Source organism: Holdemania sp. 1001095H_141210_F2 (genome assembly GCF_015558105.1).
Taxonomy (GTDB): Bacteria; Bacillota_I; Bacilli_A; order Erysipelotrichales; family Erysipelotrichaceae; genus Holdemania.
The window spans coordinates 217,216-240,826 of sequence record NZ_JADNPO010000001.1 but is presented as its reverse complement, the minus strand read 5'-3'; the positions used below and the strand labels follow the sequence as shown (position 1 = coordinate 240,826).

The following is a 23,611-nucleotide window of genomic DNA, read 5'->3' as shown; positions in this document are numbered from 1 at the left end:
TTAAAATTGCAAAGCGAATTGTATCTGCACCATCTACACCGGATTACAGTACCAACCCGATACCAGAAAGGAGAATTTATGGCAAATAACAGACCTATGACCGAAGATGAAAAGAAATTATTGCAGGCACAGCACAGATTGGAAGCTGCTGAAGCCCGTGACCGTCAAAAAGAGCGTAAGGCAAGAACCAGACGATTGATCCAGATGGGAGCCGTATTGGAGAGCGTGTTCCCGGAAGTTCAGACCATGGAGCTTGATGATGTGAAGCTGGAGCTGAAAAGACGATTGAATACGGAAGAACGATTGAAGGCATAAGCCTTGGCAGCTTTGCTGCTATCCCGAAGGGCGCACTTACTCACCACCCATAAAATGGGCGGTGGTATCCCCTTCGGGGTCGTGCGCTCTGCGAGGCTTTGCGGCTCCATTGGAGCCTTATGTACAATGCCACGCTTTTTCAAATTGCTGTCATTGTCCACGCAGTTTCCGCAAGTACAACCGCTGATGCGTTTGTCAGCCGGGGTACAAATTGTACCCTACCTTGCGCTAACTGCCTGCGAAAATCTGCCACCGGCAGTTTTATCGCAGAGATAGGTGCAGCATTTACCGCACCTATTTTCTTTTTCAGAAAAAGAATCAAAAATTGTGCTGTGGCACAGGAAGGAGGAAAATAGTGAACTATTTCCATTTGGAAGCAAAAGTTGTGAGCCGTGGTGCAGGACGTTCCGTAATAGCAGCTGCCGCTTATGCATCCTGCTCCCGACTCTACAATGATTATGACGGACTTACCCATGACTACACCAGAAAACAGGGATGTTTGTATAGCGAAGTCTTTCTTCCGCAGTATGCACCGGCAGAATGGAAAGACAGGCAGCTGCTCTGGGAAGCAGTCGAATCCGTAGAAAAAACAAAGGACAGCCGACTGGCAAGAGAGTTTGTGGTTGCTCTGCCATCGGAACTGTCCTTGGATGACTGGAAAAATATGTTGGAGCGTTTTGTTCATGAGCAAGGTATTGACCTTGGAATGTGTGCGGATGTGAACATCCATGATCCGTACCCTCCGGGGCATAATCCCCATAGCCATATTCTTTTCACCATGCGTCCCTTGGATGAGCATGGCAAGTGGCAGGCAAAGACACAGAAAGAATATCTTTGTAAGCGTGGCAGCGAAGAACGTGGATTTACCGCTGATGAGTTCAAAGTCTCCAAGACACAGGGCTGGGAGAAACAATATATGTATCAGTTCGGGGAGAAAAAGGAGTATTTAACCCCGTCTGAAGCCGAGAAAATTGAGGGATGTATCAGAACATCAAAGACACCCAAAAGTACCCGCTATGGGAGACAGAACCCTCTTACAGAGCGTTGGAACAGCGAGGAACAGATATTTGCGTGGCGTAAGAGTTGGGAAACGATTATCAATGAAGAACAGGCACGTCATGGTATTGCCGATCGTGTAGACTGTCGCAGTCATGCCGCCAGAGGATTGAGCGAACAGCCGACCGTCCACGAAGGATACCATGCAAGAAAACTGGAATCCATGGGAATTGTTTCTGGCCGTTGTGAACTGAACCGTCAGATCAAAGCAGATAATAAGCTCCTGCGTGAATTGAAAAAACAAGTACAGAAGCTGATGAAAGCTGTCAAAGAAAATATTCCGGCCATCGCTTCTGCATTGGAAACTCTGCGTGACCACATGGTTCTGATTCAATATCAGTTGATCATGAATATTTCTCAGCAGGAAGCGGTAGTTTTCCAGAAAAATCTTCTGGCCGATATACTGGCTGAATACAAAAATGTAAAATCTGAAATCAAAGCCAAAACTGCTGAGAAAAAAGAACTGATTGCAGAGCAGAAAAACTGTGGTATTCACTTCATTCGTGCAAGTAAGCTGGATGAACAGATTGCTGCACTGACCGAGGATATTGAAGAACTGAAATTCCAGAAAGCACAGTTGCTGGCTCGTCTGAATTGCCAGGACAATGGTGTTGCTGCTAAGAAGCAGACATTAAAAGAGATGGATAGTGCACTGGACACTTTGGTGCAACAGCACACGTTATTGTCCGGGCAGAAAGAAGCTGATAAAGCAGAGTTCCTTGAAATCCGAGATGGTATCGCACCGGAAAATAAGGATGCTGTCATGCAGGAACGTGAAGCCCTCCGTCCCGAAGGTATGGTCGGTTTGGTTCGGAAATTGTATGAAAAACACAGAGATAAATACAGATATGATACCTTTGATGAAGCCAACCGGCAAATAGATGCCGAATTGAAGGAACAGCCAATTCAGAAGAAAAAGCGTTCTATCAGCGAACGGCTGAAAACGCCGAAGCAGGAAACAATGCAACCAAAGAAGCAAAAGAAAAAAGAATATGAGCGATAAGAAAAGCCACGGCTGTTGCTCCATAATGGAGTAGCAACCGTGGCTCTATTCTTGCCTTCATTCCCTAAAAGTGTGCAGATACACAAAAAATGGGAATGGAATATTCGGTATGTCAATGCAAGTTTATTTTACAAGATTGTCGATAGTAACATCCTCGCCTTGTTGCAGGATTTCCCAGTTTCCATAGGCATCCGTGGTAAACTCAAAGCCATAAACGCCATCACCATTATCGGATGTATAGGTGATCTGTACTACAATGTTATTTGCTTCATCGGTTCTGGACAGAGTAGCTGTTTCTGTGATTTCCAGCCCTTTATATTCAGCAAAGAAGGTTTCAAATTCTTCCTTTGCTAACTCAATGGGTTTTCCATAAGATACAGAAACACCTGACACTTCAACATTTGCTTCAGGCGAATTGGAGCAGGCAGAAGATAATAAAACTAACAGTAATGTAAGCAGGAGAAGTAAGGTCTTTTTCATTGTCATTCCTCTTTATCTGGTTGGTCCAGTCGCTGTGTAGCCAGTTGGATTTGTTCTACGTTGAGAGGAGAATCATCGGCTGCGTTCAAATTCTTCTCATAGGCATTGATGATTACCGCATCACCCACATTCAAATCAGAAAACTGGATAATAGAAAACTCTTGCGATTCGTAGTCTACATATACGATTTCTTCGTCCTCAATTAGATCCTTACAATCAATCGCACACCTTCCACCGAAAACTTCTGAATCGCCCAAGTCAGCCACATACAGAATGTGGTTTGCCGCATCAATCTCTACGATAGTGGCATTTAAACCAAGATGTAAAATATACTCATCTTTCTGTCTGCAACCTGCAAGGAGAAGGATCAAACATAAGACGGATATTATGTATGCTACTTTTTTCATGTTGCCACCTCCTCAAAGGGATTTACTCATTGTCACTGTGCCTTGCCTTAATTAAACGAACCACATTCCAAATGATGATTGAAACACAAAGGATAATTACTGCACAGCAGATAACTGTATCGGCAGTTGTCAGAATACCACCGGTGATGTGCATAGCTAAATAATATATGCTCCATATAAGAGCAATGATCGAGAAACTAAATAGCATTTTCATATTTGTATCTGCTGTACCTCCGTCATTATTTCTCAGTTACACTCTCGGCCATTTGAATGAGCGTATCTTCATCAAAGTGTCCGGAGATGAAGAATAGCGTATTCGTGTCGGGATCTGTCCAAACAATACCATCGGTTTCCTCTTTGTTCGGTGCGATAAAAATTGAGCCCGTATTCTCATGTACTGAAACTTTCTTCTCAGTGTATCCTGCATAATCTACATAGACGGATTCATTTTCTGGCTCCGAAGTATAGGTAAACTGGATCAGCGTGTCTCTTTCATCCGTATAAATGTAAACCTCGCCACCGGCAGTTTCATAGGAAGTGACGAAAATACAATTCTCCGGCACATAGCTCAGTTCATATCTCAAAGGCTTCACACGCACATTCTCAGCCATTTTGATTAGGGTTTCTTCATCAAACGGAGCAGAAATCGTGAAGAAGTCATTTCTTTCGTTCGCCCAGATAATACTGCTTGTCTGGTCATCGGTTCGTGAAATGTAGAGATCTGCTTTGTTTCCATTTACCGTCACAGTTTTCTGAATATCGTCTACACCATCAACACCCCAAGAGCGGTTATCACCATTCGGCACATAGGAGAACTGAATCAGGAAACCTTGTGCATCTTTGTAGATGTAGCACTCGCCGTTGTCAATATCGAGAGTTGTGACATATTCAAGCCCTTCCGGCATCCAACCAAGCTCATATTTCACGGGCTGAGTAGGCACGGCTTCACCTTCAAAGAAGTAGTGATAGAAGTTGTCAGCCTGTTCACGCACCCAGCCGAAGAAAGCAGCTCTGGCTTCAACGCTGAAGGTCAGGATTGCGCTTCCTGTCAGCAGGAACACAAGCAAGATACTGGCTACTCTGGAAAGCCATACACGAGACAGAGACTTTGTCTTTCGCTGATAGGATACGGCTTCCATAACATACTTTTCATTCAGTTCGCCCATGGCATCGGAGAATAATTGTGTATTCATAGAAGCACTCCCTCCTTCACTAAGTAATTACGCAAGTTGTTTCTGATACGGGTCAGACGAACAGAAATATTCTTTTCGGTCAATCCCGTCAGAGTTGCTATGTCGGTATAGCTGTCGGAGAACCAGTAGCGGCGCATGAAGATCACACGGTTTTCCTCTGTCAGCGTGTCCAGGAATCGTTCAATGATCCGGGCGAGAGCCTTGGCTTCCAAGGTATCCTCCACGGTTTCGGGAGCGGCGATACAATGCTCGATCTCACTCATTGCAATATCATAAGAACTGTTTCTTTTCATAGCAGTATTTGTGCGATGGCGCATGATGGAAACATTGCGGACGATCTTACAAACAAACGCCTGCAACGGGTTTGGTCTTTGGGGCGGGATAGCGTTCCAAGTGCCGAGGTAAGCATCATTCACACATTCCTCTGCATCCAAATTGTTATTCAAAATGTTGTAGGAAATACTGTAACAGACCTTGCCGTATTTGCTGTCCAGTTCTCTGATCGCCAGTTCCGATCTGGCGAAAAATAGCTCTATGATTTTTTCATCCTCCATCAATGCACCGCCCTCCTTTCTCTGATTTTATGTACATGGACTCCTTTATCAAATTCGTGTTTACTTATCCTTTACTAAGCCAACTATACCATATGCAAGTCCGGCAACCATAGCGACAATACCAATGTATTCACTTGTTAGAGTATTAGGTGCTTGCACCATCAACTCTGCCAAATTACTAACAGCATACATAATTGAGCCGCCTACAAATACAAAACCGCCTAAAATAACCTTTTTCATACAATCACACTCCTTTGTCAAATGCTTATCGTCCTAATTGTTGTTTTCGTTTTGTTGCAATTTAATATGTTCAACGGTGGATTCAGCAGAGTAATAGATAATAATGGATTCGGTTTCCGTGATTGACCAGATGTCACCATAGAAACCAGATAGCATACCGTCTGGATTGCCCCACTTTGCTATGAGTTCCTCTCTTGCAAGTCCTTCAATTTGACTCAAAACGAAATCTTCGCCCTTCGTATCCAACTGCAAATATACTAATTCTTTGTCGGGAATCTCCGCTTTGGAATTATTGAAATGTATCACAAAAGCAGCTACAACAAGAACGGCAATAACAATTACTGCAATTACCACTTTCTTTTTCATACAATCACACTCCTTTGTCAAATTGGCCTTTCTATTATTCTCTTGTAAAAACCACAACAAGGCCCGCAACTCCACACACTCCGCCTGCAATACTCCAAATCATATAGGTTTCTCCTGCGGAAAAAGGTTCAGTTGCAACACTTACTATTGCGAGTAGAATACCGAAAAGAATGAGGGCGATACCCTTTAGTTGTTTTTTCATACAATCACACTCCTTTGTCAAATTCAAGATTTGTCGTTGTCTGTTCTGGCAGCAGGAGTTTTCAATGTGATGGCATAGACCGTGTTAATCTGCATCGGATAACTCTCTGCAATGTTGCCATTGTAATAGACCACAACTTCATCGCCGGTGCTGAAATGGGTCATGCTATCCTTGTTCTCTACATTCAGAGAAACCCAGTATTCACCATCTTCATTTTCAATCAAAATGGAATTATCATTTGTTTCTTTGACAATACCCGTGATATTCGGCTCATTCGCAATAATGCAGTTCATACTTCTGTTATTGCATCCAGCCAAAGAGAGAACACAGATCAATGCTAAAACCAATGCTATAAACTTTTTCATACTGTCACGCTCCTTTGAAAACTGAAAATTATTCACTCGGCTTGTTCCTTCACTTATATACTTGCAATCCGTCACGAAAAACTACACGCAAAATGAAAATTATTCAAAAAAGTTTTATATAGCAACAGCGGCGACTGGCGCTTTGCCAGATCGCCGCTGTTTGATCTTCTGCAACTATTTTACTCGATAAAGAGCCAAACATCAATATTTCTTCGTAAGCTCGTTCTTTTGTGGGTCAGCCCAAATGTTCAATAGAAGCATCTGCATTTTGCACTCAAATTTCTCAGAGAACTGATGTTGACATTCTTCCGGTTCTGGCAGACGATCTATCAGTGCAAGTGCCAGTTCTTCCACTGCTTGTTTCAGTAATTCTTCGGACAACATATCAATATCCTCCTCTGTATTCGTTTAACTATAATAACGATTCAGAGATTCGATTTTGGACAGTCGCTATTCGAAGTTTTCAAAAATATATTTAGAGATAATAAAAGGGCTGACCACTTTCGTGATCAGCCAATAGTGCTTATATGGAATAAATCAATTCACTCAACACAATTTCTTCTGCTGCATTACGGATATTATTCATAGCACCAACCCATGCCCTCTGGTTACGTGCTTTCAGGTCTTCATTTATACCCTGACGCTCCTGCATTTGCAGGGTCAGCAGCTCCATTCTCTGATTAGCGGAATCATCTACCTCATTCAGATGTTTGACCAGTTCTCCGTCCAGCAAAAGCGTAGTGTATAATACCTTATGATTCTCTTTCAGATGACGCAGACGCATTCGGCCATACTTGCCGTAATGAGGTTCTTCCTCTGGAAGTGCAAGATCCGGATAATACATTCCGTCTGCCCCCAATGTATAAGTTCCGCCCATTTCTTCGAAAAATGATTTCATAGAAAACCCTCCAATCTGTTTACTTTATTGCTACGCTATGTTATAATACCACAAGACACATCACATATCAAGATAAGGAGGATATGAAAATGCGGAAAAATGAAGAAATGATTGCTATCTATTCCCGTAAGTCTAAGTTCACGGGCAAAGGCGAAAGTATCGGCAATCAGGTCGAACTTTGTAAGGAATATATTCGTGTGCATTATGGTGATGCCGCTGTTGATAAAGTTGTTGTATATGAAGACGAAGGATTTTCTGGCGGTAATTTGAATCGTCCGGATTTTAAGAAGATGATGGACGCTGCCAAGAAGCGTAAGTTCAAGGCAATTATTGTTTATCGTCTTGACCGTATCAGTCGAAATATCAGCGACTTTTCTACTTTGATTGAAGAACTGGCTCGTCTGGATATTTCTTTTGTTTCTATTAAAGAGCAGTTCGATACAAGCACTCCTATGGGACGAGCTATGATGTATATTGCATCGGTTTTTTCTCAATTGGAACGTGAAACCATCGCAGAACGTATTCGTGATAATATGCACGAACTGGCAAAGACCGGACGCTGGCTTGGAGGTACGACACCTACCGGCTATGCGTCAGAAGCAGTTAAGAGCATTACCATTGATGGTAAATCCAAGAAAGCCTGTAAGCTGAAACTGATTCCGGAAGAAGCGGACATTGTCCGAATGATTTACGACTTATATATAGAAACGGATTCCCTGACATTGACAGAAGCTGCTTTGATTAAACAGGGTATCAAAACGAAGAACAATAACTATTTTACCCGTTTTTCCATCAAAGCCATTTTGCAGAATCCGGTTTATATGATTGCGGATGAAGATGCCTACAATTTCTTTATTCAGAACGACACGGATTTGTTCTCAGAAAAAGATGCTTTTGATAACAAGCATGGTATTATGGCGTACAATCGTACCGATCAGGAAAAAGGCAGAGCCACAAAGTATTTGCCTGCAAGCGAATGGATTGTATCTGTAGGCAAGCATCCGGGTCTGATTCCAGGTAAGGTGTGGGTGCAGATTCAAGAATCTCTGGAACGTAACAAATCCAAATCTTTCAGAAAGCCACGCAGTAATGAAGCGCTTCTGACTGGCTTGTTATTCTGCAGCTGCGGTGAGCGTATGTATCCGAAAATGAGCAAGCGCAAAACTGCGGATGGCAAGGTGATTTATACCTATGTTTGCAAAATGAAGGAACGCAGTCAGAGATCTGTGTGCAACAGTAAAAATGCCAATGGTAACACATTGGATACGGCTGTAGTTGAGCAGATTAAAATGCTCGCAGAGGACAAAGATACTTTCATTGCACAGTTGGAGCAGAGCCGCAGATTCTATACCGGTAATCGCATGGACTACGAACAGCGATTGGATGATATGCGAAAGGAAAAGGCAGAAACCGAGAAGAAAATCAATTCTCTGGTAGATTCCCTTGTAGATATGGGTGACAGTCCTGCAAAGGCTCATGTAACCAAGCGAATTGAGCAGTTGAATGGAGATTACCAAGCTCTTGAACAGCGTATTCAGGAACTGGAAGGACTGACTTCACAGCACGCCCTTAGTGATATTGAATTTGATTTGCTTCGTCAGTTGCTGACGATCTTCAAGGATGGCATTGATGAAATGACAGTTGAACAAAAACGTGCTGCTATTCGCACCATCGTGCGCAAGGTGGTTTGGGATGGTGTCAATGCTCATGTCATTCTGTTTGGTGTTAGGGATGATGAAATTGAGTATCCGGAAATTACTGCCGTTGCATTCGGTAATACCGAGGATGATGACGAAACAGAGGAATTGGTGGACTTCTCCGATGTAGATTATGAGGATGACGATATGGAGGATGATCGCCTGGGAAAAACTAATCCCCTCGGTGCTTCAAAAACGCATTGGGGGGAGGATAGCAAATGAAATTCTGATGCACTTACGCAACAACAAGCATGCTTTCCAGACGCGTTCTTTAGATGATGCGATTGGTCAGGATAAAGATGGCAGCGAGCTGACCTTGATCGACGTGATTCCCGCCCCGGACCAGCCTGACCCCATCGACAAATTGATGCTTGAGGAAAACAAACGCAAGCTCGCTCAGTTTATGGGTTTATTGGATGAACGGGAGCACAGCATCCTTGTCCGCCGCTATGGGCTGGAAGGGCATCAGGAAATGACGCAGCGGGATATTGCCAGACAGGAACACATTTCCAGATCCTACGTCTCGCGGATTGAAAAGCGGGCTTTCATGAAGCTTCTGCGGGCATTTATGAAGGAGAATCAGGAAAAGAAGTAGCCATTTGTTTTGAAAACCATTATAATCATCTTGAGAGATTCGAGGTGGATAAAATGAGTATAGAATGTGTAATTTTTGACTGTGACGGCCTGATGTTCGATACCGAAAAGGTCGCTAATGAAAACTGGCGGGAAATCGCTGGAAAATATGGAATTACGTTAGACGATGAGTTTTTCTATCAGATCATCGGCTGCGGACACAAATTATTCTTAAAAGCCATGGAGAACCATCAGGATCTAAAACCGCATCTTCCGGAAATCAGCGAAGGCCGGTTAAAAAAGATCTTTGGCATGTGTGAAAACAAAGGCAGCCTGAATAAAAAAGGATTGACTGAATTGCTCGACTATTTAGACGAGGCAGGCATCAAGAAATGCGTCGCTTCGTCCAGTCACCGCGAATATGTCGACACGCTTTTAGGCAGTATCGGCAAGCCTTATCACTTCGACAGCGTCGTGTGCGGCGATGAAGTGACCCATGGCAAACCGGATCCGGAAATCTTTTTAACCGCCGCGCGGAAAGCCGGCGCCGCCCCGGAAAAATGCGTCGTGCTGGAAGATTCCAAGTTCGGCATCATCGCCGCAAAGCGGGCAGGGATGAAAAGCGTCTGGATCTATGACTTTGTAAAACCGGATGAAGAAATGAAGGAAGCAATCCAGGAAAGCCGCAATGATCTGCTTGAAGTAATTGATTATTTAAAGGAGCAGGCACGATGAGCCGTTCCCCTGCTTTTCCTGCTTCTTCATCTGTTCACGGCCGGCGGTGGTCAGCGATGCTTTTATCTCTGTTGATGCTTGCCAGCTGCAGCCGCCCGGAACCTGTTCCCTCTCCGGAAATTTTACCCAGCCCAACGCCTTCTGACAATGCCGTTTCTGAAAAGCTCAATGAACAGCAGTTAAAAGAGCTTGTCGCAAAAATGGACGTTCAGGAGAAAGTGGGTCAACTGGTCATCGTTTCTTTTGAAACGACGGAAGTCGATACGAAAACTGAGGCCTGGCTCAGAACCAATAAGATCGGCAACGTCATCGTGTATGCGAAAAATATCGAAAACGCCGGGCAGGCGACGACGCTGACCGGACAGCTCCAGAACACCATCCGCGGCGCAACTCAGATTCCGGCGTTCATTGGAATCGATCAGGAAGGCGGCATGGTCAACCGGGTCCGCGAAGGCGTCACAATTTTCCCATCCCCGATGGCGATCGCGGCCGGCCGGCAGGAGAATCTGTATTCGCTGGCGTGGTCGATGGCAGATGAGCTTTCCGGCATGGGATTCAACATGAACTTCGCGCCGGTGCTCGACGTCAACTCCAATCCGGACAACCCGGTGATCAATCTGCGCTCGTATGGCGATGATCCGAAAGCTGTCGCCAGCTTTGCCTCGATCTGGATTAAAGGCTTGCAGGAAGGCGGCGTGGTCAGCGTAGCGAAGCATTTCCCAGGGCATGGAGATACAAGCGAGGATTCGCATTTCGCCCTGCCCACTGTCAATAAGACGCTGGATCAGCTGAAAGAAACGGAATTGATTCCGTTTGAAACGGCGATTCGCAGCGGCGTCAGCGCGATTATGACCTCGCATATCCTGTTCCCTAAAATTGAAAAAGAAAAGATTCCCGCAACTTTATCCAAAACGATCATCACCGATTTGTTAAAAAATGAGTTGGGCTACAACGGAATCGTCATCAGCGACAGCCTGCAGATGGACGCCATTGAAGCGCATTACGGGATGGCAGAAGCGGCAGTTCAGGCAATTCAGGCCGGCGTGGACATGGTGATTCTGGGCGATGGCAAAGTCCTGCAGCCGGACAGCGAAGATGTTCAAACACCGGTGATCGAGGCCCTGATTGAAGCTGTCAATCAGGGAACCATCAGCACCGAGCGACTGGACGATGCGGTTCTTTCCATTCTGCGGATTAAGAATGATTATGGCTTGTTTGAGGACAACGGTGAATCCAATCATGCACCTTACGATATTGATCTGGAATCGCATCAGGTGCTCGTTCAGGATACGACAGACCAAAGCATGACGTTGATCCGCGATGAGATTTCCGCGCTGCCGCTGCCGACAGACAGCACCTTGTTTATTTCCTTTCCTTGCGTCTATCCGCTGGAATTCGATAAAAAGAGCTTCGGCGAAGTGGCCGCGGATTCCTTATTTGGCAAGGCCGTGAATGTTCATCAGGATCCGACACAATCGGAAATCGACGATATCCTGCAGCGGGCCTCCGGTTACGACACCCTTGTTTTATTGGTCTACAATATGGCGGATTCTCCAAACCAGAAAAAATTACTGGATCAGCTGCTTGACACAGAAAAGCCGGTTGTTGTCATCTGCGCGGGCAGTCCGTATGATCTGCAATATCTAAAAGATGCTCCGACCGTGCTTTGTACGTATGGCTATACCCCTGCCGCGGTGCAGTCGGTCATCTCCGTACTCAATGGAACCTTGCTTCCTGAAGGCAAATTGTCCGTGGAAATCCCTGAGAACTAAAATAAGAAAAGCTGATGATTCACTCCAGAAAAGAAGCTTCATTCCTGTGTGAATCATCAGCTTTTTTATGTCTGTTCTTTAAAATATAATTTTTAAAATTCACGGCTCAACAGAAAATCCGCAATGGACATCGCCTTAATTTTCTCTACATTACCGCCTGAGAAAATATCGGTTCGTAATACATCGTTCGGGATAATTATCCCGAATATCCAATAATTTTCCAGCTTCACATTTTCTGTTTCTGCGGATCCAATCTCCTGGGCGAACTGGATATACAGCTTATTCTCCTGCTTCAGGAGAATCTCATTCCATTCTCTTTTCACAGAAAATTCTCTTAGTTTTATGGTTATAATTGATGAATAACATAAATTGATATAAATATCCGGTTATAATTGTATTTTTTTAATAAAAAAGAGCTGGATTTTACAATTCAGCCCTTTCTTTTTTCTGAAATTCAGATTACAGACTCATCCAGCTGGAATCCGACGGATTCGCCCGGAACGCCTGGAGCTTCTTGACGTCATCAGCGCTGATATAGCCGATTTCCACAGCGACCTCAATCAGCGCGTTATAGTTGGACGCCGATACGTTCTTCACGTCTGCGGCCGCCAGCCGGTCGATCCCCTTCTGCAGGCCATAGGTGAAGATCGACGCAATGCCCAGCACTTCCGCGCCCGCTTCCCGCAGCACGTTGACGACGTCGATGCAGCTGCCGCCGGTGGAAATCAGATCTTCGACGACGACGACCTTCGTTCCCGGCTCGCAGCGCCCCTCAATCTGATTGGTGCGGCCATGATCCTTGGCGCTGGAACGGACATAGCCCATCGGCAGGTTCAGAATCTGAGCGACCAGCGCGGCATGCGCGATGCCGGCGGTGCTGGTGCCCATGACCGCCTCGCATTGCGGATAGTGCGTTTTGATGATCTCAGCAATCGCGTGCTCCACATCATCGCGGACTTCCGGATAGGATAAGGTCAGGCGGTTATCGCAGTAGATCGGCGCTTTGATCCCGCTGGCCCAGGTAAACGGATCGTTCGGCTTTAAGAAAACCGCTTTGATGTCCAGTAAATGCTTGGCAATATTTTTCTCTGTGCTCATGGTTATTTCCCCTCCACAAATTCTCTGATGCAGCGGCGGTAGCTGGCTACCGGATCCTTGCTGGCAGTAATCGAACGGCCGACGACGATGTAATCGGCGCCGATCTCGCGAGCCTTGGCCGGCGTGGTGACGCGGACCTGATCGCCCTTGGCGTCATCCGCAAAGCGAATGCCCGGCGTGACGGTAAGGAAGTTTTCACCGCAGACCTGATGTACCAGACCGGCTTCCAGCGGGCTGCAGACAACCCCGGCCAGGCCGGCAATTTCCGCATTGTGCGCGTAATGCTGGACGGTATCCGCAATCGGATGATCGATCCACAGCTCATTGCGCATCCGATCTTCGCTGGTGCTGGTCAGCTGGGTGACGGCGATCAGCTTCGTATGCGCGCCGACCTCGTCGATCGCTTCCTGCGCGGCTTTCATCATTTCGATTGTGCCGGCGACGTGAACGTTGGTCATATCGACGTCCAGCAGCGCGATGTTGCGCATCGCTTTCTTCACGGTATTGGGAATATCGTGCAGCTTCAGATCGAGGAAAATTTTATGGCCGCGCGCCTTGATCTCGCGGACCATGTCCGGTCCTTCGGCATACAACAGCTCCATGCCGATTTTCACATACGGCTTTTCCTCGGTAAACAGGTCCAGAAACGCCATCGTTTCCGCTTTGGTTGAAAAGTCGCAGGCGATCATTACATCTCGTTCTTTCATCATTGGTGAGCCCTCCCTATTACGTCACTCAATTTTTCAATGTTCAGTTCATCCATCAAGGATGGCAGCCGTTCGATAATTTCCTTGCAGACATACGGATTGCGCAGGTTTTCCGCGCCGATCTCGACCGCGGTGGCCCCGGCGTACATCATTTCGATGACGTCCTCGGCGCTGGCGATGCCGCCGATCCCGATGATCGGCAGTTTGACAGCTTCATAAACCTGATACACCATCCGTAAGGCGACCGGTTTGATCGCCGGGCCGGAGAAGCCGCCCATGACGTTGGCGATGATCGGCCTGCCCGTGCGCAGGTCGAAGCGCGCGCCCAATAACGTGTTGATCATCGAGATCCCGTCCGCCCCGGCGTCTTCACAAGCTTTGGCAATCGCAACGATGTCGGTGACGTTCGGCGACAGCTTGATGTAGACCGGCTTGGTGGTCACCGCCTTGACCGCGCGGGTGATCTCGGCCGCGGCGTCCGGACTGACGCCGAAGCTCATGCCCCCGCCATGCACGTTCGGGCAGCTGATGTTGACCTCCAGAATGCCGACGATGTCCTGCGCGTCCATCTTTTTCGCGCATTCGACATATTCCTCTTTGGAGAAGCCGGATACGTTAGCGACGACTTTTTTCTGGTAGACCTGCTTCAACTTCGGAAATTCCTCGCTGATGACCTTGTCAATGCCCGGGTTCTGTAACCCGACGGCATTGATCATGCCCCGTTCGCACTCCGCAATCCGCGGCGTCGGGTTGCCGAAGCGCGCCTCGCGGGTCGTGCCCTTGGTCGCGATCGAGCCGAGGATGTTGATGTCGTAGAAATCCGCAAACTCATAGCCGAACCCGAAAGTTCCGCTGGCCGGAATGACCGGGTTGTCCAGCTCCCAGCCGGACAGCGTGACCTTTAATCTTTCGTCCATAAGACCTCCTGACTGGAAAGCACCGGGCCTTCCTTGCAGATGCGTTTCGGGCCGGAAATCGTTTCGCAGCTGCAGCCCATGCACGCGCCGAAGCCGCAGCCCATGCGTTCCTCAAAGGACAGCTGACCCTGAGCGTTTGAGGTTCTCCAGACTGCCTTGAGCATTGGCATCGGGCCGCAGGCGAAGTACGGCAGATTGGTCAGACCTTCCTGAATCATGACGTCGCTGACAAAGCCCTTGACGCCCTGACTGCCGTCATTGGTGCTGAGCTTGACGTCGCAGCCCAGATCCGCAAACTTCTTGATGTAGAAGATATCCTTCTCCGCCGTAAAGCCGAGAATCACAACCGGCTGCTTCCCCTGCTTCAAACACGTTTTCGCCAGTCCGTAGAGCGGCGGCACGCCGACGCCCCCGCCGACCAGCAGCACCTTTTTTTCATCGAAGGCTTCCGGTGTGAAGCCGTTGCCCAGGCCGACCAGACATTCCAGCAGCTCGCCCGGCTGTTTTTGAGACATCTGCTTCGTACCGAAGCCAACGACCTTGTAGATGATCGTCAGGCCGTTCTCATTCCAGTCGCAGATACTGATCGGCCGCTTGAGGTAGGCATTGTCGATCGTGACGTTGAGAAACTGCCCGGGATGGGTGATCCAGGAGGAATCCCCTTCCAGTTCCATTTCATAGACCTGGTCGGCGAGATTCCAGTTGGAGATGATCCGATATTGTTTTATGCGCTCTCCCATAACTCCTCCTTAATTCTGATCAATCGTCGAAACGCCCATTGTGATTTCTTCCAGCACATCCAATAAGACGTTGACGGTATCCAGCGAGGTAAAGACAGTCACGTTGTTTTCCACGGCGCACCGGCGGATCTGATAGCCGTCTTTAGAGGTGCGGGAATCGTTGGAGGACAAGGTGTTGAGGATATAAGTGACGTGGCCCTTGCGGATCGAATCGAGAATTTCCTCGGAGCCTTCGGAGATTTTTTTCTTTTCGCGGGTCTTGATGCCATGCGCCTTCAAGAGCTTGGCCGTGCCGGAGGTCGCTTCGATGTTGAAGCCCAGATCGTAGAACCGGCGGACCAGCGGAATCGCCCGGTCCTTGTCCTGATCGGCCAAGGTCACCAGCACCGTGCCGTAGTTGACGACGCGCATGTTGGAGGCCTGCAGCGACTTGTACAACGCGCGGTTGAGTGAATCGTCATAGCCAATCGCCTCACCGGTGGACTTCATTTCCGGGGACAGATAGGCGTCCAGCCCGTGCAGCTTGGAGAAGCTGAACGTCGGGCTCTTGACGTAAAACCGTTTCTTTTCCGCCATGACCTCGGTCGTATAACCCTGATCCTTTAAGCTTTGCCCAAGCATGACCTTGGTCGCGATGTTGGCCATCGGCACGCCGGTCGCCTTGGATAAGAACGGCACCGAGCGCGAGGAACGCGGATTGACCTCAATGACCGACACCTCGTCGTTCTCATCGACGATGAACTGAATGTTGAACAGCCCTTCAATGCCGATCGCCAGCCCCAGCTTCACCGTGTATTCCTGAATCGTCGCCTTGACCTTGTCGCTCAGGGAGTACGGCGGATAGACGCTCATCGAGTCGCCGGAGTGCACGCCGGTCGCTTCGACCAGCTGCATGATGCCCGGGATAAACACGTCTTGGCCGTCGCAGATCGCATCGACCTCGACCTCGCAGCCGTGGATGTACTTATCGACTAAGACCGGCTGATCCTGATCAATCTTAACCGCGCTGGTCAGGTATTCGATCAGTTCCTCATCCTGATGCACGATCTGCATCGCCCGGCCGCCCAGCACATAGCTTGGCCGCACTAAGACCGGATAGCCGATCCGGTTGGCAACCTTCAGACCGTCCTCAATGTTGGTGACGGCCTGACCGAGCGGCTGCGGGATGCCGCATTCCGTGACAACCTTTTCAAACAGATCGCGGTTTTCCGCCTTGTCAATCGCTTCGGTGCCGGTGCCGATGATCGGCACATTCAGCTTGTTCAGCCGGTCCGCCAGGTTGATCGCCGTCTGGCCGCCCAACGACACGATGACGCCCTGCGGCTTTTCCAGATCAATGACGTTCATGACGTCCTCGATGCACAACGGTTCAAAGTACAGCTTATCGCTGATCGAGTAGTCGGTCGAAACAGTTTCCGGATTGTTGTTGATGACGATCGCTTCATAGCCGGCCTGCTGGATCGCCCAGATCGCATGGACTGTAGAGTAATCAAATTCCACGCCCTGCCCGATGCGGATCGGGCCGGAGCCCAGCACGAGGATCGACGGCTTGTCAGTGACGATGCTTTCGTTTTCCTCCTCGTAGGTGGAATAGAAGTATGGGACATAGGCGCTGAACTCCCCAGCGCAGGTGTCGATCATCTTGTAGACCGGCCGCAGATTGTGCTCGCGGCGCCACTGCACCATTTCCAGCTCGCTCTTGCCCAGAATTTTGCCCAGATATTTATCGGAGAAGCCTAAGCGCTTCGCTTTGCGGATATTTTCCTCGCTTGGATCGGCCTTCACCCGTTCCTCCACGGAAATGATGTGGTGGATCTTATCAAGGAAGAACGCGTCGATCTTGGTCGCATCGTAGATCAGCATCATGTCAACCTTACGGCGGAACAGCTCGGCGATCGCATACAGCCGTTCATCGGTCGGGGTCTTGATGTTTTCCAGCAGTTCTTCGGTTGTCAGCGAATCGAACTTTTCAAGGTAGATGTGATCGACGCCGATTTCCAGTGAACGCACCGCTTTCAGCAGGCTTTCCTCCATCGTCCGGCCGATGCTCATGACTTCGCCGGTCGCCTTCATCTGCGTGCTCAGCGTGTGATCCGCCTTGGCGAACTTATCGAACGGGAAGCGCGCAATCTTGGTCACGACGTAGTCGATCGTCGGTTCAAAGGAAGCCGGAGTGTTGGCAATCGGAATTTCATCCAGCGTCAGGCCGACGGCGATCTTGCTGGAAACGCGGGCGATCGGGAAGCCGGCCGCCTTGGACGCCAGCGCCGAGGACCGGGATACACGCGGGTTGACCTCGATGACGTAGTAATCAAAGGAGAACGGATCGAGCGCGAACTGCACGTTGCAGCCGCCTTCGATCTTTAATTCGCGGATCAGCATCAGCGCGGCGTTGCGCAGCAGCTGATATTCCTTGTTGGACAGCGTCTGGCAGGGAGCGACGACCATCGAGTCGCCGGTATGCACGCCGACCGGATCAATATTTTCCATGCTGCAGATCACAATCGCGGTATCGTTGTGATCGCGCATGACTTCAAATTCAATTTCTTTATAGCCCTTGATCGACTTTTCAACTAAAACCTCGCTGACCGGAGACAGCTTGAGGGCGTTTTTGCCCAGCGCGATGACTTCATCGTCGTCGTAGGCAAAGCCGCCGCCGGTGCCGCCCAGCGTAAATGCCGGCCGCAGCACGACCGGATAGCCGATCTTGTTGGCATACTCTACGACTTCCTCAATCGTGCGGGCAACATAGGATTCCAGGCATGGCTGACCGATCCTGAGGCACAGGTCCTTGAAGCGCTGGCGGTCCTCCGCCTGATCGATGGATTCAAAGTCGGTGCCGAGAATCTCGCACCGGCATTCTTCCAGCACACCTTTTTTCGCCAGCTGCATCGCCATGTTTAAGCCGGTCTGGCCGCCCAGCGTCGGCAGAATCGCGTCCGGGCGTTCCTTGCGGATGATGCGGGACACATATTCCAGCGTCAGCGGTTCCATGTAGACCTTGTCGGCGATGTTGGTATCGGTCATGATCGTCGCCGGATTGGAGTTGATCAGGATGACCTCATAGCCCTCCTCGCGCAGGGCCAGGCAGGCCTGGGTGCCGGCGTAGTCAAATTCCGCGGCCTGACCGATGACGATCGGTCCTGAGCCAATGACTAAGATTTTATGAATATCCGTTCTTTTCGGCATCTTAACGGCCCTCCTTCATAGCTTCCATGTTGTGAATGAACAATCCGAATAAATATTTGGAATCCTCCGGTCCGGAAGCGGATTCCGGATGGTACTGGGTTGAGAAGATGCGGTCCTCGTCAATCCGCAGGCCCTCGACAGTCTGATCAAGCAGGTTGATGTGCGTAATCTCGACGCGGGTCTTTTCAATTCCGTCCGTGCTGACGGCGTAGCTGTGGTTCTGGGAGGTAATCTCGACCTTGCCGGTCAACAGATTTTTGACCGGATGATTGCCGCCGCGGTGGCCGAATTTCAGCTTGTAGGTATGCAAGCCATTGGCCAGCGCGATCATCTGATGGCCCAGACAGATGCCGAAGATCGGCTTTTTGCCCTGAAGCTGACGGATCAAATCAATGACCTCCGGCACGTTTTCCGGATCGCCCGGCCCGTTGGACAAGAAGATGCCGTCCGGATTGAGCGCCATGATCGTTTCATACGAAGTGTTGTACGGCACGATTGTGACGTTGCAGCCGTAGCGGTTCAGCTCACGGATGATGTTGTATTTGATGCCGCAGTCGATCGCAACGACATTGAAGCGCGGATTGGCGCAGCGGGAATACCATTTTTTCCTGCACGAGACGCGCGCGACCAGATCCTTTGGCGCGTTGTAGGCCGCCAGCTTCGCCATCGCTTCCTCATGGGTTACGTCTGAGTCGCAGATCAGACCGAGCATCGAACCTTCGTCGCGCAGAATCCGCGTCAATTTCCGGGTGTCCAGATGCGTCAGGCCCGGCACCTCGTTTTCTTCCAGCAGCTCGTTGAGCGTCTTGGTGTAGCGGAAGTTGCTTGGCTTGTCGTTGTATTCGCGGACGATGAAGCCCTTCGGTCCGATCAGCTTGGATTCATAGTCTTCGTCGATGATGCCATAGTTGCCGATCAGCGGATAGGTCATGACGACGATCTGTTCGGTGTAGGAGGGATCGCTGAGAATCTCCTGATAGCCGACCATCGACGTGTTGAATACCAGCTCGGCAATCACTTCCTTTTGGCTGCCGAAGCCCTTGGCTTCCAACTCCATGCCGTTTTGTAATACGAGTTTACGATCCATTGTTTATAGCCCCTCTCTATACACGATCTGTCCGTCCGCCACCGTCATCACGCAGCGGCCCATCGCCCACCAGCCTTCAAACGGTGTGCTTTTGCCTTGGGAGACAAAGGTTTTCGGATTGATTTTTTCGCGTTGATTCAAGTTGAAGACAGCCAGATTGGCCTTTTCAAAGTTGATGATTTCGCCGCCCTCGATGCCGAAGATGTCGGCGCAGTTGAAGCTCATCAGTTCAAAGCACTTTTCCAGCGTGATCTTGCCGGTGCGGACAAGATAGGTGTAGATCAGCTCAAACGCGGTTTCAAGGCCGACGATGCCCATCGCACTGCTCTGCAGGCCCTTCGCTTTTTCCTCGGCGCTGTGCGGCGCGTGGTCGGTTGCGATCATGTCGATCGTGCCGTCCTGAATGCCCGCGATCAGCGCTTCCTGATCGGCCTTAGTGCGCAGCGGCGGATTCATCTTGAAGCGGCCGTCGTCGGCGCTGATGTCGTCCTCGCACAATAACAGGTGATGCGGCGTGACCTCGCAGCTGACCTGAACGCCGCGCTGTTTCGCCTGACGGACCAGCTCGACGGATTCCTTACAGGAGATGTGGCAGATATGATATTGACAGCCGGTTTCCTCCGCCAGTCTGAGATCGCGTTCGATCTGTTGGTACTCACTGGCGCTGCTGATGCCGGTGAAGCCGAGTTCCTCCGCCTTGCGGCCCGCATGGATACAGGCGCCCTTGGCGATCAGGCTTTCATCCTCGCAATGCGCAACGATCAGGCAGTTGTTGCGCCTGGCCGCTAACATCGCTTCGCGCATCATCGCTTCTTCCTGCACGCCCTTGCCGTCGTCGGAGAAGGCGATCACCTCCGAGGCCAGCGCGTAGAAATCGACCAGCTCGCCGACGCCCTTCTGCCCCTGAGTGATGGCGGCATAGGGAATGACCTGGATTTTTGCGTTGTAGCGGATCCGGTCCTGCTGCACCTTTAAGTGTTCGAGCGAGTCCGGTACCGGATTGAGGTTGGGCATTGCCATGATCGTCGTGTAGCCGCCCTTGGCCGCAGCTGCGGTACCGGAAGCGATTGTTTCCTTGTATTCAAAGCCCGGCTCGCGCAGATGCACATGCGGATCGATCAGCCCCGGTGCGATCAGCAGGCTTGACGCGTCGATCACCTCGTCCACGTCCTCCGCCGTCAGATCGATCTGATCCGCAGCCGTGACCCGGCCCAGATCGTCAACCAGGACGTCCATTTTGCGGACCTTGCCGCGGTAAAGCACCTCGCCGTTCTGCATTAAAAAGCTCATTTATCGTCCCTCCATTGCGCGTTTCAGCACCGCCATGCGCACGAATACGCCGTTGTTGATCTGTTTGAAGATGCGGGATTTTTCGCATTCTACGACCTCATCGGCAATTTCCACGCCGCGGTTAAACGGCGCCGGGTGCATGATGATCGCGGTGTCCTTCATCGCTTTCACCCGCTCCAAGGTCAGACCGTAGCGCGCATGGTATTCTTGTTGAGTCAGGGACATCGCCTGTTCATGCCGTTCGTGCTGCACCCGCAGCAGCATGATCACGTCCATATCCTTGACCGCCTGATCGAAATCAATGTAGTCGTACTGCGGATCGCGGTATTCCTCCGGTCCGCTGATGAAGCATTGCATGCCTAAGCGCTGCATGACCTCGATGTTGGTATGGGCGACGCGGGAGTATTTTACGTCCCCGACAATCGCGATTTTCAAGCCGTCAAAGTGACCGAACTCCTGGCGGATCGTCATCAAATCGAGCAGCGACTGGGTCGGGTGGTCTTTCTTGCCGTCGCCGGCGTTGAGGATCGGAATGTTGATCCGGCCCTGCAGCTGCTTGTAGTATTCATCCTGCCGATCGCGGATGACCACGGCGTCCAGGCCGAAGCTCTCAAACGTTTTGACCGTATCGTAGAAGCTTTCGCCCTTCTGCATCGAAGAGGCCTGAGCGTTGAAGTTGATCACCTTCATCCCCAGTTTTTCCTCGGCGGTATTGAAGCTGTACTGGGTTCGGGTAGATGGTTCAAAAAACAGGTTGGCAACGATTTTTCCTTTCTCGCTGTCGATGAACTGGCCCTGGCGGCATTGTTCGGCAACATCGAGAATGTGCTGAATCTCATCGGTAGAAAGAGAGCTGAGTTGGTATAGATCGTTCATCAGGAATCCTCCGTTTCTGTAAAAAAAGCCTTCAAAAACAGGCTTTTGAAGGTTACACGAAAAGAACGCAGATTCATCTTAAAATTTGTGTATGCCTTCTTAGTGTCGCTGCACTAAATTAAAGCCATGAATATTATAACCCAGTTTGTTTTTCAGCACAAGCTTTCGTTCATAAAACCCTGGAAATTCAGTTCCGTTTCCTTCACTTTCCCCCTGTCTTTCCAAGATAAACCTAGCTGTTCGCTATCCTTATTTTATATCTGGGATCATTCTTTTCGATAGTCCCATAAAACTGTGGCTTCTGCCGCTGAAACGCAGAGACAAAAAAGGAAGTCCGTTTTTCCTCAGACTTCCCTTATTTCCCTTTTTGCTTATTCAGTCGGCGGGTTACTGGATCTCCTCCGGCTTGATCATCATCCATGCCGCGATGAAGGCCACCGCGAAGGCGATCAGCACTGTGATGCAGGCATTGATCAAATTCATCGGATTATCCAGACTGATGAAAACCGGCAAGGTTGGCAAACCCGGAGCGCCCTTGGCGAAGCGAACGACATGCGTGATGCCGGCATAGAAGCCGCCGACGCCTCCGCCGATGACCGTCGCGATCAACGACTTCTTATTTTTAGCGGTAAACCCGTACAGCGCCGGTTCCGTAATTCCGCACAACGCGGTCACGCCGGCGGTAAAGGCCAGCGGCTTTACCTTTTCATCCTTCGACTTCAATGACAGCACCAGTGTGGACGCTCCCTGCGCGATGTTGCTTGCCAACATGCCTGTGCCTAACAGCGAGCTAAAACCCATCTGAGCGATCTGCATCGTTTCCAGCGTACCGACTGCCCGGTGCATGCCGACAAAGACCAGAAACGGCGAAACGGCGCCGACGATCATCGGAACTAAGAATGGGACGGAAGCGTCGATCGCCGCGAAGATCTGCATTAAGACCTCGCCGAGAACCGCGCCGATCGGACCGAGGATTAACAGGCCCACCGGAAAGGTGATCAGCAGCGTCAGCATCGGCTCCATGATCGCTTTGACGACCTTGGGTGAAACCTTGCGTGCAAACCGTTCGACATACGCCATGAACCAGACGGTCAGAATCGTCGGAAAGACGGTCGAGGAATAATTATACAGAACGACCGGCATGCCGAAAAACGCAACGGCCTCGCCTGCAGAAACCAGACCGACATAGGCCGGATGCACAAACATGGCCGTGACGGCGGCCGCAATATATTTGTTGCAGCCAAAATAAGAAGCGGCGGTGACGCCTAAATAAATCGGCAGGAAGTAGAAAATCGTATCGGAAACATAATTGATAATGATGTATTCCTGCGAGGTTTTCGCCAGTCCGAAAACAGCTACGAGAATCGCCAGCACAGCCTTGATCATCCCGGCTGCCGTAAACGCCGGCACCAGCGGAGTAAACATGCTGCTGCAGGCATCGAAGAATTTCCCCGCAGCCGCCTTCTTTTTATTCTTCGCCACCGGCTGTTTTTCTGCCGCTTCCGCGGACTTGGCCGGGGCTTCACTCTGGGCCTGATCGACCAGCTGGCTGACCACGCCGTACAATTCCGGAGCGTCGCTGCCGATAATGATCTGCGTCTGCGCTCCGACCTGCATCACCTTGATGACTTCCGGCAAAGCAGTCAACGCCGCTTCATTCACCTGACTTTGATCCCGCAGCGTCAGCCGCAGCCGGGTCGCGCAATGGGAGACGGCTTGAATATTGGCAGCGCCGCCGACGTGTTCGATGCATTGTTTTGCAAGTTCTTTCATCTTCATTCTCCTTATTTTAATATGATTTAATAACGTTCACTCTAAGCCCGGATGGGAAAATGAATCGGATACTGATCT

At 49.8% G+C, this 23,611-nt stretch carries 26 protein-coding genes; 6 read left to right on the top strand and 20 right to left on the bottom strand.

Going from position 1 to position 23,611, the window contains the following annotated elements:
• Nucleotides 1-96 precede the first annotated feature (96 nt).
• Nucleotides 97-315, top strand: coding sequence for a DUF3847 domain-containing protein (locus I2G61_RS01185; protein WP_083538531.1), 219 nt, complete (start codon nt 97-99; stop codon nt 313-315).
• A 355-nt stretch (nt 316-670) separates the two neighbouring features.
• Complete coding sequence (gene mobQ / locus I2G61_RS01180; protein WP_195547771.1) at nt 671-2,374, top strand: MobQ family relaxase; 1,704 nt, start codon at nt 671-673, stop codon at nt 2,372-2,374.
• A gap of 123 nt (nt 2,375-2,497) precedes the next feature.
• On the opposite strand, the gene I2G61_RS01175 is transcribed toward mobQ, so the two are convergent.
• From I2G61_RS01175 to I2G61_RS01130, 10 genes are all read right to left on the bottom strand, one after another.
• Nucleotides 2,498-2,854, bottom strand: a complete 357-nt coding sequence (locus tag I2G61_RS01175) for a hypothetical protein (protein ID WP_195547770.1) — start codon at nt 2,852-2,854, stop codon at nt 2,498-2,500.
• A gap of 2 nt (nt 2,855-2,856) precedes the next feature.
• The gene (locus tag I2G61_RS01170; protein ID WP_195547769.1) at nt 2,857-3,261 is read right to left on the bottom strand and encodes a hypothetical protein; all 405 of its coding nucleotides are present in this window, start codon (nt 3,259-3,261) and stop codon (nt 2,857-2,859) included.
• Between the two features lie 239 nt (nt 3,262-3,500).
• Nucleotides 3,501-4,454, bottom strand: a complete 954-nt coding sequence (locus I2G61_RS01165) for a DUF4367 domain-containing protein (protein ID WP_195547768.1) — start codon at nt 4,452-4,454, stop codon at nt 3,501-3,503.
• Entirely contained in the window at nt 4,451-5,008 is a 558-nt protein-coding gene (locus I2G61_RS01160) for an RNA polymerase sigma factor (RefSeq protein WP_229100635.1), read from the bottom strand. The genes I2G61_RS01165 and I2G61_RS01160 overlap by 4 nt, the downstream gene beginning before the upstream one ends.
• A gap of 60 nt (nt 5,009-5,068) precedes the next feature.
• Nucleotides 5,069-5,248: a hypothetical protein gene (locus I2G61_RS01155; protein WP_195547766.1), complete on the bottom strand. Its 180-nt coding sequence runs from the start codon at nt 5,246-5,248 to the stop codon at nt 5,069-5,071.
• Between the two features lie 33 nt (nt 5,249-5,281).
• Nucleotides 5,282-5,614, bottom strand: coding sequence for a hypothetical protein (locus I2G61_RS01150; RefSeq protein WP_195547765.1), 333 nt, complete (start codon nt 5,612-5,614; stop codon nt 5,282-5,284).
• A gap of 34 nt (nt 5,615-5,648) precedes the next feature.
• Nucleotides 5,649-5,816, bottom strand: coding sequence for a hypothetical protein (locus tag I2G61_RS01145; protein WP_195547764.1), 168 nt, complete (start codon nt 5,814-5,816; stop codon nt 5,649-5,651).
• 23 nt (nt 5,817-5,839) lie between these two features.
• Nucleotides 5,840-6,181: a DUF3221 domain-containing protein gene (locus tag I2G61_RS01140; RefSeq protein ID WP_195547763.1), complete on the bottom strand. Its 342-nt coding sequence runs from the start codon at nt 6,179-6,181 to the stop codon at nt 5,840-5,842.
• 201 nt (nt 6,182-6,382) lie between these two features.
• Nucleotides 6,383-6,565 (bottom strand): hypothetical protein, encoded by a 183-nt coding sequence (locus tag I2G61_RS01135; protein WP_195547762.1) that lies wholly within the window; start codon nt 6,563-6,565, stop codon nt 6,383-6,385.
• A gap of 139 nt (nt 6,566-6,704) precedes the next feature.
• The gene (locus I2G61_RS01130; protein ID WP_195547761.1) at nt 6,705-7,079 is read right to left on the bottom strand and encodes a TnpV protein; all 375 of its coding nucleotides are present in this window, start codon (nt 7,077-7,079) and stop codon (nt 6,705-6,707) included.
• Between the two features lie 89 nt (nt 7,080-7,168).
• Between I2G61_RS01130 and I2G61_RS01125 the strand changes: the two genes are divergently transcribed.
• From I2G61_RS01125 to nagZ, 4 genes are read left to right on the top strand one after another with little or no spacing between them, the layout of a single operon-like run.
• Nucleotides 7,169-8,998, top strand: coding sequence for a recombinase family protein (locus I2G61_RS01125; RefSeq protein WP_195547760.1), 1,830 nt, complete (start codon nt 7,169-7,171; stop codon nt 8,996-8,998).
• Nucleotides 8,999-9,005: 7 nt separating this feature from the next.
• A complete protein-coding gene (locus I2G61_RS01120) occupies nt 9,006-9,371 on the top strand; it encodes a sigma-70 family RNA polymerase sigma factor (protein WP_229100626.1) in 366 nt (121 codons plus the stop codon).
• Between the two features lie 53 nt (nt 9,372-9,424).
• The gene (locus tag I2G61_RS01115; protein WP_072684109.1) at nt 9,425-10,084 is read left to right on the top strand and encodes an HAD family phosphatase; all 660 of its coding nucleotides are present in this window, start codon (nt 9,425-9,427) and stop codon (nt 10,082-10,084) included.
• Nucleotides 10,081-11,856, top strand: coding sequence for a beta-N-acetylhexosaminidase (nagZ, locus tag I2G61_RS01110; protein WP_195547759.1), 1,776 nt, complete (start codon nt 10,081-10,083; stop codon nt 11,854-11,856). The genes I2G61_RS01115 and nagZ overlap by 4 nt, the downstream gene beginning before the upstream one ends.
• Before the next feature lie 92 nt (nt 11,857-11,948).
• On the opposite strand, the gene I2G61_RS01105 is transcribed toward nagZ, so the two are convergent.
• From I2G61_RS01105 to I2G61_RS01060, 10 genes are all read right to left on the bottom strand, one after another.
• Nucleotides 11,949-12,179 (bottom strand): hypothetical protein, encoded by a 231-nt coding sequence (locus I2G61_RS01105; protein WP_195396699.1) that lies wholly within the window; start codon nt 12,177-12,179, stop codon nt 11,949-11,951.
• Nucleotides 12,180-12,315: 136 nt separating this feature from the next.
• On the bottom strand, nt 12,316-12,954 hold the full coding sequence (gene pyrE, locus I2G61_RS01100; protein ID WP_195547758.1) for an orotate phosphoribosyltransferase: 639 nt from the start codon (nt 12,952-12,954) through the stop codon (nt 12,316-12,318).
• A 2-nt stretch (nt 12,955-12,956) separates the two neighbouring features.
• Nucleotides 12,957-13,664: an orotidine-5'-phosphate decarboxylase gene (gene pyrF / locus I2G61_RS01095; protein WP_229056844.1), complete on the bottom strand. Its 708-nt coding sequence runs from the start codon at nt 13,662-13,664 to the stop codon at nt 12,957-12,959.
• Entirely contained in the window at nt 13,661-14,578 is a 918-nt protein-coding gene (locus I2G61_RS01090) for a dihydroorotate dehydrogenase (RefSeq protein ID WP_072684106.1), read from the bottom strand. The genes pyrF and I2G61_RS01090 overlap by 4 nt, the downstream gene beginning before the upstream one ends.
• Nucleotides 14,563-15,318 carry a dihydroorotate dehydrogenase electron transfer subunit gene (locus I2G61_RS01085; protein ID WP_072684105.1) on the bottom strand — a complete coding sequence of 252 codons (756 nt, stop codon included), beginning with the start codon at nt 15,316-15,318 and terminating at the stop codon, nt 14,563-14,565. The genes I2G61_RS01090 and I2G61_RS01085 overlap by 16 nt, the downstream gene beginning before the upstream one ends.
• Before the next feature lie 9 nt (nt 15,319-15,327).
• Nucleotides 15,328-18,507, bottom strand: coding sequence for a carbamoyl-phosphate synthase large subunit (gene carB, locus I2G61_RS01080; protein ID WP_072684104.1), 3,180 nt, complete (start codon nt 18,505-18,507; stop codon nt 15,328-15,330).
• A gap of 1 nt (nt 18,508) precedes the next feature.
• A complete protein-coding gene (carA, locus tag I2G61_RS01075) occupies nt 18,509-19,594 on the bottom strand; it encodes a glutamine-hydrolyzing carbamoyl-phosphate synthase small subunit (protein WP_195547757.1) in 1,086 nt (361 codons plus the stop codon).
• Nucleotides 19,595-19,597: 3 nt separating this feature from the next.
• The gene (locus I2G61_RS01070) at nt 19,598-20,884 is read right to left on the bottom strand and encodes a dihydroorotase (protein ID WP_195547756.1); all 1,287 of its coding nucleotides are present in this window, start codon (nt 20,882-20,884) and stop codon (nt 19,598-19,600) included.
• On the bottom strand, nt 20,885-21,760 hold the full coding sequence (locus tag I2G61_RS01065; RefSeq protein ID WP_195547755.1) for an aspartate carbamoyltransferase catalytic subunit: 876 nt from the start codon (nt 21,758-21,760) through the stop codon (nt 20,885-20,887).
• Between the two features lie 387 nt (nt 21,761-22,147).
• Complete coding sequence (locus tag I2G61_RS01060; RefSeq protein WP_195547754.1) at nt 22,148-23,533, bottom strand: PTS transporter subunit EIIC; 1,386 nt, start codon at nt 23,531-23,533, stop codon at nt 22,148-22,150.
• Nucleotides 23,534-23,611: the final 78 nt, after the last annotated feature.

Coding starts and splice junctions, on each gene's coding strand:
- I2G61_RS01185 (WP_083538531.1), top strand. CDS start 97: ATGACCGAAGATGAAAAGAAATTATTGCAGGCACAGCACAGATTGGAA.
- I2G61_RS01175 (WP_195547770.1), bottom strand. CDS start 2,854: ATGAAAAAGACCTTACTTCTCCTGCTTACATTACTGTTAGTTTTATTA.
- I2G61_RS01170 (WP_195547769.1), bottom strand. CDS start 3,261: ATGAAAAAAGTAGCATACATAATATCCGTCTTATGTTTGATCCTTCTC.
- I2G61_RS01165 (WP_195547768.1), bottom strand. CDS start 4,454: ATGAATACACAATTATTCTCCGATGCCATGGGCGAACTGAATGAAAAG.
- I2G61_RS01160 (WP_229100635.1), bottom strand. CDS start 5,008: ATGGAGGATGAAAAAATCATAGAGCTATTTTTCGCCAGATCGGAACTG.
- I2G61_RS01155 (WP_195547766.1), bottom strand. CDS start 5,248: ATGAAAAAGGTTATTTTAGGCGGTTTTGTATTTGTAGGCGGCTCAATT.
- I2G61_RS01150 (WP_195547765.1), bottom strand. CDS start 5,614: ATGAAAAAGAAAGTGGTAATTGCAGTAATTGTTATTGCCGTTCTTGTT.
- I2G61_RS01145 (WP_195547764.1), bottom strand. CDS start 5,816: ATGAAAAAACAACTAAAGGGTATCGCCCTCATTCTTTTCGGTATTCTA.
- I2G61_RS01140 (WP_195547763.1), bottom strand. CDS start 6,181: ATGAAAAAGTTTATAGCATTGGTTTTAGCATTGATCTGTGTTCTCTCT.
- I2G61_RS01135 (WP_195547762.1), bottom strand. CDS start 6,565: ATGTTGTCCGAAGAATTACTGAAACAAGCAGTGGAAGAACTGGCACTT.
- I2G61_RS01130 (WP_195547761.1), bottom strand. CDS start 7,079: ATGAAATCATTTTTCGAAGAAATGGGCGGAACTTATACATTGGGGGCA.
- I2G61_RS01125 (WP_195547760.1), top strand. CDS start 7,169: ATGCGGAAAAATGAAGAAATGATTGCTATCTATTCCCGTAAGTCTAAG.
- I2G61_RS01120 (WP_229100626.1), top strand. CDS start 9,006: ATGCACTTACGCAACAACAAGCATGCTTTCCAGACGCGTTCTTTAGAT.
- I2G61_RS01115 (WP_072684109.1), top strand. CDS start 9,425: ATGAGTATAGAATGTGTAATTTTTGACTGTGACGGCCTGATGTTCGAT.
- nagZ (WP_195547759.1), top strand. CDS start 10,081: ATGAGCCGTTCCCCTGCTTTTCCTGCTTCTTCATCTGTTCACGGCCGG.
- pyrE (WP_195547758.1), bottom strand. CDS start 12,954: ATGAGCACAGAGAAAAATATTGCCAAGCATTTACTGGACATCAAAGCG.
- pyrF (WP_229056844.1), bottom strand. CDS start 13,664: ATGATGAAAGAACGAGATGTAATGATCGCCTGCGACTTTTCAACCAAA.
- I2G61_RS01090 (WP_072684106.1), bottom strand. CDS start 14,578: ATGGACGAAAGATTAAAGGTCACGCTGTCCGGCTGGGAGCTGGACAAC.
- I2G61_RS01085 (WP_072684105.1), bottom strand. CDS start 15,318: ATGGGAGAGCGCATAAAACAATATCGGATCATCTCCAACTGGAATCTC.
- carB (WP_072684104.1), bottom strand. CDS start 18,507: ATGCCGAAAAGAACGGATATTCATAAAATCTTAGTCATTGGCTCAGGA.
- carA (WP_195547757.1), bottom strand. CDS start 19,594: ATGGATCGTAAACTCGTATTACAAAACGGCATGGAGTTGGAAGCCAAG.
- I2G61_RS01070 (WP_195547756.1), bottom strand. CDS start 20,884: ATGAGCTTTTTAATGCAGAACGGCGAGGTGCTTTACCGCGGCAAGGTC.
- I2G61_RS01065 (WP_195547755.1), bottom strand. CDS start 21,760: ATGAACGATCTATACCAACTCAGCTCTCTTTCTACCGATGAGATTCAG.
- I2G61_RS01060 (WP_195547754.1), bottom strand. CDS start 23,533: ATGAAAGAACTTGCAAAACAATGCATCGAACACGTCGGCGGCGCTGCC.